The following is an 11,700-nucleotide window of genomic DNA, read 5'->3' as shown; positions in this document are numbered from 1 at the left end:
ACTCCAACGGATCCTCATCCGACAGCTCCGCCGCTGCCCCTACTGCCAACACGCCCCGCCAACCTAACAAAGTACTAGTAGGCGCCCAGGGTCCTAGGCGGTGGCGCGTGGCCGAGTGCCAGGGCACCTCCGGATCAGGAAACGGGGTACCCCGGCTCGCCAACAGCATTGGCATCTGTGTTGGCTACCGTGAAGCGTGCCCGATGGTGGGACGGATTTTCCAGCTCGTCCAGCATTGCCACGGCAAAGTCCTGGGTGGTGATGGACCGGCCGGCGGGTGAGTCGTCCGCCGTCACATACTTGCCGCTGCGGATGCCCGGCTGCATGACGGGAGCTGGCGCCAGCATGGTCCAGTCAAGGGACTCCGGAGCAGATCGAATTTCATCGTAGGCGGCGGCCATGGTGCGGGCTTCGGGGCGGTAGGGCTCAGGGAAATCGGGGGAATCACACAGGCGCATACCGTTAATCTGCAGAGCACCCGCGCCCCCTACCACCAGCAGGCGCGTCGCACCGGCACTGCCGAAGGCTGCCTTCATGGCAGCCAGCCATTCGCCGTGATCACCGCCCGTGCGGCTGGGCACGGTGGCCAGCACCACGGCGTCGTGATCGCTGGCAATGCTGGCGAACATACGTGTGTCCGCCAGTTCTGCGCTGCAGGCCGTGGCGCCGGGGAGTGCGGCGCCGGTCCGCGAAATAGCGGTGACTTCGTGGCCCCGCCGCAGCGATTCCTTGACGATTTGACCGCCCACCATACCGGTGGCGCCGTACACCGCGATTTTCATGCCGCTCCTCGCACTGGGTATCGTAGAAATTCACAGTATCTCTAGGATACCTAGGGGCGCGAAAGAAACGAGGATGCCTCATCGATACCAACCAGCTTGACGCCTGGCCGGGCGGAGACATCATGGATCCGAAGTGCCCCTCACGGGTTGTCTTTCAGCGGGTCGGTGACAAATGGGCCTCCCTGGTGGTGCAGGTCCTGGCCAACGGACCGGTCCGTTTCTCCGAATTGCGCAAGCACGTCCACGTCATCACCCCCAAGGTCCTCACCCAGACGCTCAGGACGCTGGAACGGGACGGGCTGATCACCAGAACGGTGTTCGCCCAGGTCCCGCCCCGCGTCGATTACCAGTTGACGGACCTGGGGGTGTCCCTCCTGGGCCCGCTCACCGTGCTCAGGGAATGGGCCGAGTCAAATGTCCCCAGCATTCTGGACGCCAGGGAAGCCTACGATGACGCCCGTGAAGGGGCCTTGGCAGGCTGAAGGGCAGAAATCCGCCCATCCCGCATGCTCGCAACCAGGTCCGTCATCGGCACAAATTCGGTGTCGTGGGTGACCATCACGGTGGCCACGTTGAATTCGTCCGTGACCTCGCGCAGGAGCCGGACAATCGCTCCGCTCCGCTCGTGGTCCAGGGCCGCGGTGGGTTCGTCCACCAGGAGGACCTTGGGGCGGCCCATCAGGGCGCGGGCTATGTTGACGCGTTGACGCTGTCCGCCGGAAAGCTGATGCGGGCGCTTGTCCCGCACGGCACCGAGTCCGACGACGTCCAGAAGTTCCGCGGCCCGCGTGCGGGCCGCAGCCAGGGGTTTCCCGCGCAGATGATCGGCCAGGAGGAGCTGTTCGGCCGCGGTCAGGGACGGTAGAAGGTTCGGCTGTTGGAAGATGATGCCGATCCGCTCCCTGCGCAGTGCTGTCAGCTCAGCGTCCCGCAGGCCGGTGGCCTCCTGCCCGTCGATGGTCACCACGCCCGACGTGGGACGGATGAGCGCCGCCGAGACTGCAAGCATGGAGGACTTGCCGGATCCGGAGGGTCCTACGAGGGCGAGAAACTCCCCTGCGCCGAGTGCGAGGTTCACGGAGTCCAGCGCCTTCAGGGTGGTGTCTCCGTCCGGGTACTCGAGCGTTACGTTGACCAGGTTGAGCGGGGTATCCAATAGAGTATGCCTTTCAAGGAATATACGTGTGGAGGGGACCACGGGGGAGAGTCAGTTGCCGCCGAGGGCAAGGAGGGGGTCAACCCTCGTGACGCCGCGGACGGCCACTGCGGCGCCGCACAGGCCCAGGAGCAGGATGCCGGCGACGGGCGCCAGCGTGGTGGCCGGGGTGAGCAGGAACGGCGCCGCCTGCGCCGCCAGGAAGCCGCCGAGCAGGCCCGTTCCGCCGCCGGCAATTGTCCCTGCGGCCAGCACCATCACGGCCTGTCCCATGGCATCCCGGAGTACGTAGCCGGGCGAGCCGCCCATGGCCTTGACCACGGCGATGTCCCGGGTCCGTTGAACGGTCCACACCGTTAGGAACGCCACGATCACGAGGGCGGAGATGCCGTACAGGAACCCCTGCATCATCATCAGCGAGCCGTTCTCGCTCTTGAAGGATCCGAGGGCCTGGAACGAACCGTCACGGGTGGCACTGACCGTCCCGGCCGCAGCATTGGCGGCGTCCACGTCAACCCGGGCGCCGGCGTCGAACGTCACCGCCAGTACGGTGCCCACCGATCCGCTGCCAATGCGGGCCAGTTGACGCCAGTCATTCAAGGACGTCCAGACCACGCCGGTGTGTGAATACCACTGGTCCGGGACGATGCCCGCAACGGCAAGTTCAAGGCCGCCCACTGCCAGAAGGCTGCCAGGGCTGAGGTGCAGGTCCGCTGCGAGGGTTTCGCCAACCACAACCGTTCCGTCACCCGCGGGATCTGGCAGGAGACTGCCCGGGCCCGCGGACAAACCGTTGCTGCCGCCGAAAACGGCCACGTTTGCGGTGCCGCCCGGCGCACCGGCTGAGCCAACGGCCTGCGCCCGGACCTGGCTGATGCCCAGCGCCTGCACCCCGGCAACGCCGTCCCGCGCGGACCAGGCAGCCAGCTGCTCCCGGGTCACTTCCGACTCGGTGAACGACGCCTTGGCCGGAGTGCCGGCCGGGGCGCCGAAGACGATCTGGTCGGTCCGCAGCCCGGCGATCGCCGACGTTGACTGGTTGCCCAGGCCGGCGGTCAGTCCCGAGAGCATCACAAGCAGCAAGGTGATCAGGGCGATGACCGCTGCCATCAGGGCGAAGCGTCCTTTGGCAAAGCGGAGATCGCGAATGGCGAGAAACACGTGGTTCCTTTCGTGGTGGTGTGGTGTTGCTTTCCACTCTTCCGCCACGGGAGGCAGCGCACATCGGCCTCCCGGTTGGCCATCAGGAGGCAGCGGGTGGAGCAGCGGCTCAACCAAATGGTTGATCTCCGGGAGCCGGGCCCGATTTCACCGTGAAACGGGAGTCGCGGAGGATACGCTGGATTGATGCGAGGCACGTGGTGATCCAGGGCGAACCCAGCGGTTCCGCGATAATCCTGCGGCTCCTGAGAATCAGCCTCCACGTGGGCTTCGCCGTCCTGCTTCTGGTGGCCATGGCGCGCGTGCTGATGTCCGGTCCGGAGCTGTCCGGCTGGTTTACCCTTGTCCTCGCCGTGGTGCTCGCCGCCGTCTACCTCGTCGGCACGGTCCTGGAGAAACGCCACTCCACGGATGCGAACCGCTTTGATCCGCGGCGGTGTGCACCGTGGTGGCTTGGGGCAGTCTCCGCCCTGTGGCTGGTGCTCATCTGGTCCAGCGCGGATTTCGTCTGGCTGGCCTTTCCACTCTTCTTCCTGCAGCTCCACGTACTGCGGCGGCGCGTGGCCCTCCCGGTCATTGCGGTGTCCACGGTGCTGGTGGTGGTGGCGCTCTGGTTCCACAACAGGGGCGCAGCCGGGCCTGCCCTGGAGCTGCCGATGGTGCTGGGGCCCGTGTTCGGTGCCGCATTCGCCGTGATCACCGGCCTCGCGTACCGGGCGCTGTACCTTGAAGCGGAGAACCAGCGACTCGCGGCCGAGGAGTTGCGACGGACGCGTGGCGAACTGGCCCGCAGCCAGCACGACGCCGGTACCCTCACCGAGCGCGCACGGCTGGCCCGCGAAATACACGACACCCTGGCCCAGGGCTTCTCGAGCATTGTGCTGATGGGCCGATCGGCTGAAAAGGCGCTCGACGACGGCGACACCGCCGCAGCCCGCGAACGGCTCCGCACGGTGCAGGAGACTGCGTCCGCCAACCTCGCCGAGGCGCGCAACTTTGTCCGCGGCCTGCAGTCACCGGCGCTTGAGCAGATGTCCCTGGCGGGGAGCCTGCGCCGGCTCTGCGAAAAGACCGAGGCCGAGGCGGCGGCACGCGGGGCGGGCCTTAGGTGCCGCTTCGACCTCGAAGGCACGCCCGTGGAGCTGCCCAACCCGTACTCCACCACCCTTCTCCGTGCGGCGCAGGCGAGCCTTGCGAACGTGTGGGTCCACGCAAAGGCAAGCACCGCCGTCGTGACCCTGTCCTTTCTGGGTGCCGAAGTGGCCATGGACATTTACGACGACGGCGTCGGGTTCCGCCCGGAAGCGGCTGGATCCGGGGTCGGGCCGAACAAACCACAGCCGCAGGACGGTTCCGGATACGGCCTGCGGTCCCTCCGGGAGAGGGTGGCGGCGCTGGCCGGCACCCTCGACATCGAGTCCGCCCCGGGCGAGGGAACAGTGGTGGCCATCAGGCTCCCGCTCGTGGACACATCGGCAACGGCGGAACCGGCACACGGGAAACCGGCCGGCGGGGATCGGCCATGAGCGGCATCCGGATCCTGCTGGTGGACGACCATCCGGTGGTGCGCGCCGGGCTCCGAGCCATGCTGAGCGACTTCGAAGGCATCACAGTGGCCGCCGAAGCAGGCGACGGTGCTGCCGCCCTCGCCCAGCTGGCCAGGCTCCGCGCCCTGGGCGAGCCAGTGGACGTTGTCTTGATGGACCTGCAAATGGGCGCGGGCATGGACGGCGTCACGGCCACGCAAAAGATCAAGGCCGGCGAGGCCGGCACGCCTGCACCGCCGGTGCTGATCCTCACCACCTATGATTCCGACGCCGATATCCTGGCCGCCGTCGAAGCCGGCGCCAGCGGTTACATGCTGAAGGATGCCCCGCCCGAGCACATCCGCCAGGCAGTCCTCTCCGCGGCGGCCGGCGGGACCGCGCTGGCTCCCGAGGTGGCCGCCCGGCTGATGGGCAGGATCCGGAACCCTGAACCCGCACTGTCCGCCAGGGAGATCCAACTGCTGCAGCTGCTCGCCACGGGACTGCCGAACCGTGCCATCGCCCGGCAGCTTTTCATCTCCGAGGCCACCGTCAAGACCCACCTGGTGCACATTTACGGAAAACTCGGCGTGGACAACCGCACCGCGGCGATTTCCGTGGCCACGCAGCGCCGGATCATCCGCCCCTGATTGCGGGCCGGCGCCATGTGACAAGAACATTGTCCGGGCTTGCGGGCATAATGGCGCGATGGGGAACTTTCAGAAACTTTCGCTTGCCCTTGTGGGACTCGTAATTGGCGGATCGCTGGTGGCTTGTGACGACGGCCGTGCCGGTGCGCAGGACGCAGCGAAAAAGCTCGCTTCCGCAATGGCTGCGCTGGACGTCGGCTCCGTCGCCTTTGAGGGCAAGGAGTCCGCAGCCGCCAACGAACAGCTGAAAGAAGTCTTCCAGGCTCTGGATCCCGCCAAACCGGCCGTGGAATCCGGAGAGCTGACGTTGGAGAAGGACACCGCGACGGTCCCGCTGAATTACACCTGGAAGATCGGCTCCGGAGAGTGGAAGTACACCGCGGCAGCCGAACTGAAGAAGTCCGGCGACAAATGGCTGACAGTGTGGAAGCCTGCCCTGCTTGTGCCCGAACTGGCAGAAGGCGAAGTCATTGGCGCGGGCGCCCAGGCGCCCCAGCGTGCGGATATCCTGGGCGCCGGCGACGCCAAGCTTGTCACTTACCGGCCGGTGGTGAACGTTGGCATCGACAAGCCCAAGCTGGGTTCAGCCGACCCCGCCGCATCCGCCGCCAAACTCGCCCAGCTGGTGGGCGTGGACCCGGCCGCGTACACGCAGCAGGTACAGGCAGCCGGTCCCGAGGCATTCGTCACCGCCATCACCCTGCGCCAGGACGGCCGGACCATTACCGACGAACAAATTGGCCAGATCCCCGGCGCCCGGTCCATCGCCGGCCTCCTGCCCCTGGCGCCGACCCGCACCTTCGCCCGCGCCCTCCTGGGGACGGCCGCCGAGGCGAATGCCGAACAGATCGAAAAATCCGGCGGGACGCTCAAGACCGGGGACACCACCGGAACGGGCGGGCTCCAGCAGCAATATGATGCACAGCTCCGCGGCACTGACGGAATCCAGGTCTATGCCGAAAAGGCAGGGCTCTCGGCCGAGGAGAAACAAGCGCTGCCCAACAAGGGCCGCAGGACCCTGTTCCAGGTTGACATGAAACAGGGAACGCCGGTGAAAACCACCTTGGACCCGCGCCTGCAGCAGCTCGCCGAGGACGTCCTGGCCGAGGTCGGGCCGGCGTCCGCCATCGTGGCCCTGCGCCCCTCCAGCGGCGCTGTTCTGGCAGCAGCTTCGGGACCCGGCAGCAACGGCTACAACACGGCCCTGCTCGGCCAGTACGCCCCCGGCTCAACGTTCAAGATGGTTGATTCCCTGGCCATGATCCGCAACGGCCTGACCCCGGACTCCAAGGTTGAATGCACGCCGACGCTCACGGTGGACGGCCGGACGTTCAAGAACGCGGAGGGCTATCCGGAAAGCTCCCTGGGATCCGTCACCCTGCGGGACGCGTTCGCGCACTCCTGCAACACGGCCTTCATTGCGGCCCGCGACTCCGTCAGCCAGGCGCAGCTTGAATCCGCGGCCACCTCGCTTGGTGTTGCCGTTGAGGCGCCCGGGCTGGGGGCAGCCGCCTTCCTCGGCTCGGTCCCCGGCGAGGCGGAGGGCACCGAGCATGCCGCTTCCATGATCGGCCAGGGCAAGGTGCTGCTTTCGCCGCTGGCTGCTGCCGTCATGGCCGGCTCTGTGGCCAAGGGCTCCCCCGTGTCACCCGTCCTCGTCCTGAACGCGGAAGCCGGCTCCGGCACAGCAGCCCCCGAAGGGTCCGGAACGCCGACGGCGGACGGGACATCGTCGTCGTCCTCCACGGCTCCTGCTCCGGCCAAGGCCGCCGAGAAGCCGGTCACGGCGGCGGAAGCGGCCGCGCTGGCCGACATGATGCGCGCCGTGGTCACCTCAGGCCACGCCGGATTCCTGGCCTCCGTGCCGGGGGAACCCGTGGGAGCCAAAACGGGCACGGCGGAATTCGGAAATGAGAACCCGCCCAAGACGCACGCCTGGATCGTGGCGGTGCACGGCGATCTGGCCGTGGCGGTCTTCGTCGAAGAAGGCGGCCTGGGAGCGACGACATCCGGTCCTTTGCTCAAGGACTTCCTCGTCGCCGCCGGTTAACCCGGCGTTAGCGCAGGTTCGGCGCAGGATTCCGTCAGTTTTTGGCGAGTGCACCGGGAAAGTACGCAAGCGAACCATATTCTGGGAGGGCTCGCCCCGTGGCGGCTTACTGCACCTGATTTCTGAACACTGAAAGAAGCACTGACGCCCGATGCAGCTCATTCACCGGACGGCCGCCGTCCTATCGGCCCTGCTTCTTTCGATGGCCTCGATCAACGTCCTTGCCGTTCCGGCGCAGGCGGCCCCGTCCGACCCGGCAGTGCCTCCCGTCTCCTCGACTGCGGAGGGGACACCGCACTCGGACCACACCTTCGAGCCCGAAGCCCTCAGGGCCATCCGGGAGGCGGAGACCCCGCAGGGGGCCGCCAGCAGCCTGACCCGGGCCGGAGACATCCAGGTGACCCTGGTGACCGTAAAGCTTGCTGACAAATCGGCGGAGCAGACGGCGGCCATTGACTTGAATGCCGCAAAAGCCGGAATCAGTGCATCCAGTGCTTTCTGGAAGACCATGTCCAACAACCGGCTCTCGATGTCCGTGGCGACCACCCGGACCGGTGTTCCATCGGCGGCAAAGTCCACCCAGACCTATTACGAGATCATGGACACCGTGACGCGCGAGCTGGGCTGGGTCAATGCGCCCTACAAAGCGCTCGTAGTGTTCGTGCCCATGACGGAACTGTCGTGGGGGGCACTGGGAGCGGGATGGAGCGCCGGAAACCAGGGCGGGCGCATACTGATGCCCCTGCCGAGCAACTTCACCAACAACGTGGTGGCCCACGAGTTCGGACACGTCCTGGGCCTGATGCACGCTGACAGCCTGCAGTGCCTGAGCGGCAAGGCGGACGTAGGATCCGATATCAACGGAAACTACATGGACAGCTCCTGCTCCGTGCGGGAGTACGGCGACACCATGGACCTCATGGGCGCCTCGCGCTGGTTCGAGCTGCCTACCATCAGCTCCAGCCACTGGGAGGCCGGAGGGTTCGGCCGCGGTGACGAAATACGCAACACGGGGATTGCCGCCGGAAGCAAGAGCTACACCCTCAAGGCCTGGGCCGGAACCGAAGCCAATCGCGCGTTGAAATTCACGGACCCCAAAAGCGGGGAGGTCTATTTCATGGAGCTCCGGCTGCCCGTGGGCTATGACGCCCGGCTGGCCGTGAACGGCAACAAGGGCGTCAAGATCGTCCAGCGCGGCGGCGCCACAGCAGTCTCCTCATTGCTGCTCATGCCGTCCACCATTCCCTTCGACGGCTACTACGCGACGAACCACGCCTGGCAGGCCGGAAGCACGTTCGTGACCCACGCCGGCACCAGGGTCAGGATCGATTACGTGTCCGGGGACGCGGCAGGTGTCACGATCACGGCCCCCGAGCCCTTCACCGACATCAGCGGATCCGGCTTCCGTTCGGACATCATCTGGATGTACGACACCGGATTGAGCACCGGCTGGGGCGACGGAACCTACCGGCCTTACCAGGCAATCAGCCGCGAGGCCATGGCTGCCTTCATGTACCGGCTCGCGGGGAGCCCCGCCTACACTCCGCCGGCTAAGTCACCGTTCGTTGACGTCCCCACCGGAAGCCTGTTCTACAAGCAGATCGCCTGGCTCGAGGCGGAAGGGCTGGCCAACGGCTGGGAGGACGGAACTTTCCGGCCGGGAGCATCGATGAGCCGTGAGGCCATGGCCGCCTTCATCTATAGGTACAGCGGCGAATACTGCCGGCTGCCTGCCACCCTGGGCTATTCGGAGCCGCCGGTCGCGCCGTTCAAGGACGTTCCTGTTCCGGCGCCTTTCTACGGCGAGATCGCCTGGACCAACTATTCGGGAGTCTCCAAGGGCTGGGGCGACGGAACGTACCGGCCCCTGGACGCCATCACGCGTGAGGCCATGGCCGCCTTTATCCACCGGCTGGACACCTACCAGGATGCCAACGGAGGCTGCCGCCCCGCCTAGCCCCCACGCAGGCATGGGAAGATTGAACGCGTGGCTCATATTGACGTTTCCGGCATCGACTACTTCCTCTCCGACGGCACGCAGCTGCTCAACGGGGTGACCTTCAAGGTCCCGGACGGCACCAAGACGGCGCTGATCGGACCCAACGGAACGGGAAAGACGACGCTCTTCCGCATCATCTCCGGCGACCTGGTCCCGGATGAAGGCGTAATCGGCCGGTCCGGCAACATGGGCATCATGCGCCAGTTCGTGGGCCACGTCCGGGACGAATCCACGGTCCGCGACCTGCTGGTCTCCGCTGCGCCGCCCGCCCTGGCCGCCGCCGCCCGGGCCGTCGACGAAGCCGAGCTGGCCATGATGGAGCACGACGACGAGCCCACCCAGATGCAGTACGCCCAGGCCATCGTGGACTGGGGAGACGCCGGCGGGTACGACGTCGAAACCGTCTGGGACGAGGTCTGCATGGCCGCGCTGGGGCTCCCGTTCGACCGCGCGCAGCACCGCCCGGCGTCGAGCCTTTCCGGCGGCGAGCAGAAGCGGCTGGTGCTGGAGGCACTCTTTGCCGGCCCGGACGAACTGCTGCTCCTCGACGAACCGGACAACTACCTTGACGTCCCGGGCAAGCGCTGGCTCGAGGCCAAGCTCAACGAGTCGAAGAAGACCGTGTTCTTCATCAGCCACGACCGCGAACTCCTCAACAACGCCGCGAGCCGTATCGTGACGCTTGAACCCGGTATCAACGGGGCAGGGGCCTGGGTCCACGGCGGCGGCTTCGGCTCCTACGTCGAGGCCCGCGCGGACCGCAATGCCCGCTTCGAGGAGCTGCGCAAGCGCTGGGACGAGGAGCACGTGAAGCTCAAGGAACTCGTCAACATGTACAAGAACAAGGCCGCGTTCCGCTCCGACATGGCCAACCGGTACCACGCCGCCCAGACCAGGCTGGCGAAGTTCCTCGAAGCGGGCCCGCCCGAGGCCCTGCCGATCGAGCAGAACGTGCAGATGCGGCTCAAGGGCGGCCGCACCGCCAAGCGTGCGATTGTGGCCGAAAGGCTGGAACTGACCGGGCTGATGAAGCCGTTTTCCACCGAGGTATGGTTCGGCGACCGCGTGGGCGTACTGGGTTCCAACGGCTCCGGCAAGAGCCACTTCCTTCGCCTGCTCGCCACCGGCGGAACGGATCCCGAGCGGGAACACCTGCCGGTGTCCGACGTCGACATCGCCGAAGTGCCGCACGAAGGCACCGTGAAACTTGGCGCCCGCATCCGTCCCGGCTTCTTCGCGCAGACGCACGTCCGGCCCGACCTTCTGGGCAAGACGCTGCTCGAGATCCTGCACCGCGGCGACGAGCACCGCTCGGGGCTGGGCCGCGAGGCTGCAGCCGGTGCCCTGGACGGATACGGCCTGGCGTCACAGTCGGAGCAGAAGTACGAATCCCTGTCCGGCGGCCAGCAGGCGCGGTTCCAGATCCTGCTGCTGCAGCTTTCCGGGGCAACCCTCCTGCTCCTCGACGAGCCCACGGACAACCTGGACCTGCACTCGGCCGAGGCCCTGGAACGGGCGATCGACCACTTCGAAGGAACGGTCCTGGCCGTGACGCACGACCGCTGGTTCGCCCGGACGTTCGACCGCTTCCTGGTGTTCGGCTCCGACGGCAAGGTGTACGAATCCGCCGAGCCGGTCTGGGACGAGAAGCGCGTGGAACGCGTCCGGTAGCCGCGGGACGGGCTACTCGGGCAGCAGATCCGAGGGAAGGTCGGCTTCCGGTCCGGCAGTTCCCCCCATGGCGGAGACCAGCCGTTCCCGCGCGCGACCCAGGTGCTCGTCGAGCAGTTCGGCGGCGGCGTCCCCCTGGCCAGCCTCGATCAGTTCGAGGATTCTCTGGTGTTCTGCCTGGATCAGCGCAGTGTCCAGGAGGTGCAGGGACTGGATGCGGACCATGCACAGCTTCACCTCGCCCACGAGCGAGCGGTACATCCTGCTGATGCGTTCGTTGCCGACGGCGTCGATCAGGCTGGTGTGGAACCGCATGTCAGGTTCGATGACGTCGAGCGGGGCTCCGGTCTGCAGTGCAGCAATGTCCCGGTTGGCCTGCACGGCCCCTTCCGGCACGTCCTTGGTGCGCGCGAGCCGCCGGAGCACTTCGCTTTCCAAATAGGCGCGGGCCAGATAGATGTCCCGCACGGAATCCGGTCCGAGTTCCACCACGCGGGCGGTCTTGTGCGTCCCGCGGTCCAGCAGACCTTCGGCCACAAGCTTCTCAATGGACGCCTTCGCCGTGGGACGCGCCACTTCGTAGGTGGAGGCCACGTCTGTTTCGGTGAGCGTATGGCCGGAACCGAGATCACCGGAGAAGATCCGCGTCCGCAGATCCGCGGCGATCGCGTCCACGATTGAAACTGCTGTGATTCGCCCGGCCAC

Annotated in this window: 10 protein-coding genes; 6 read left to right on the top strand and 4 right to left on the bottom strand. The window is 66.7% G+C overall.

What is annotated here, in order from left to right:
• Nucleotides 1-134 precede the first annotated feature (134 nt).
• Nucleotides 135-782 carry an NAD(P)H-binding protein gene (locus PV761_RS14490; RefSeq protein ID WP_347897736.1) on the bottom strand — a complete coding sequence of 216 codons (648 nt, stop codon included), beginning with the start codon at nt 780-782 and terminating at the stop codon, nt 135-137.
• A 122-nt stretch (nt 783-904) separates the two neighbouring features.
• Between PV761_RS14490 and PV761_RS14485 the strand changes: the two genes are divergently transcribed.
• A complete protein-coding gene (locus PV761_RS14485) occupies nt 905-1,264 on the top strand; it encodes a helix-turn-helix domain-containing protein (protein WP_156037161.1) in 360 nt (119 codons plus the stop codon).
• Here PV761_RS14485 and PV761_RS14480 read toward each other — a convergent pair.
• Complete coding sequence (locus PV761_RS14480) at nt 1,228-1,938, bottom strand: ABC transporter ATP-binding protein (protein ID WP_043439041.1); 711 nt, start codon at nt 1,936-1,938, stop codon at nt 1,228-1,230. The two genes, PV761_RS14485 and PV761_RS14480, sit on opposite strands and share 37 nt — an antisense overlap.
• A 51-nt stretch (nt 1,939-1,989) precedes the next feature.
• Nucleotides 1,990-3,099, bottom strand: a complete 1,110-nt coding sequence (locus PV761_RS14475; protein ID WP_347897733.1) for an ABC transporter permease — start codon at nt 3,097-3,099, stop codon at nt 1,990-1,992.
• Nucleotides 3,100-3,299: 200 nt separating this feature from the next.
• On the opposite strand from PV761_RS14475, the gene PV761_RS14470 reads away from it, so the two are divergent.
• From PV761_RS14470 to PV761_RS14450, 5 genes are all read left to right on the top strand, one after another.
• A complete protein-coding gene (locus PV761_RS14470) occupies nt 3,300-4,625 on the top strand; it encodes a sensor histidine kinase (RefSeq protein ID WP_347897731.1) in 1,326 nt (441 codons plus the stop codon).
• A complete protein-coding gene (locus tag PV761_RS14465) occupies nt 4,622-5,275 on the top strand; it encodes a response regulator transcription factor (RefSeq protein ID WP_028271861.1) in 654 nt (217 codons plus the stop codon). Before PV761_RS14470 ends, PV761_RS14465 begins: the two co-directional genes overlap by 4 nt.
• Nucleotides 5,276-5,333: 58 nt before the next feature.
• Nucleotides 5,334-7,325 (top strand): penicillin-binding transpeptidase domain-containing protein, encoded by a 1,992-nt coding sequence (locus PV761_RS14460; protein WP_347897728.1) that lies wholly within the window; start codon nt 5,334-5,336, stop codon nt 7,323-7,325.
• A gap of 151 nt (nt 7,326-7,476) precedes the next feature.
• Nucleotides 7,477-9,282, top strand: a complete 1,806-nt coding sequence (locus tag PV761_RS14455) for an S-layer homology domain-containing protein (RefSeq protein WP_028271859.1) — start codon at nt 7,477-7,479, stop codon at nt 9,280-9,282.
• A gap of 30 nt (nt 9,283-9,312) precedes the next feature.
• The gene (locus PV761_RS14450) at nt 9,313-10,995 is read left to right on the top strand and encodes an ATP-binding cassette domain-containing protein (RefSeq protein WP_347897725.1); all 1,683 of its coding nucleotides are present in this window, start codon (nt 9,313-9,315) and stop codon (nt 10,993-10,995) included.
• Nucleotides 10,996-11,007: 12 nt separating this feature from the next.
• Here the strand turns inward: PV761_RS14450 and PV761_RS14445 are convergent, their stop codons facing one another.
• Entirely contained in the window at nt 11,008-11,700 is a 693-nt protein-coding gene (locus PV761_RS14445) for a GntR family transcriptional regulator (protein ID WP_347897723.1), read from the bottom strand.

This window comes from Arthrobacter sp. CC3, assembly GCF_039907775.1.
In the GTDB taxonomy this organism is placed as follows: domain Bacteria; phylum Actinomycetota; class Actinomycetes; order Actinomycetales; family Micrococcaceae; genus Arthrobacter.
This window is presented reverse-complemented; position numbering and strand designations above follow the sequence as displayed.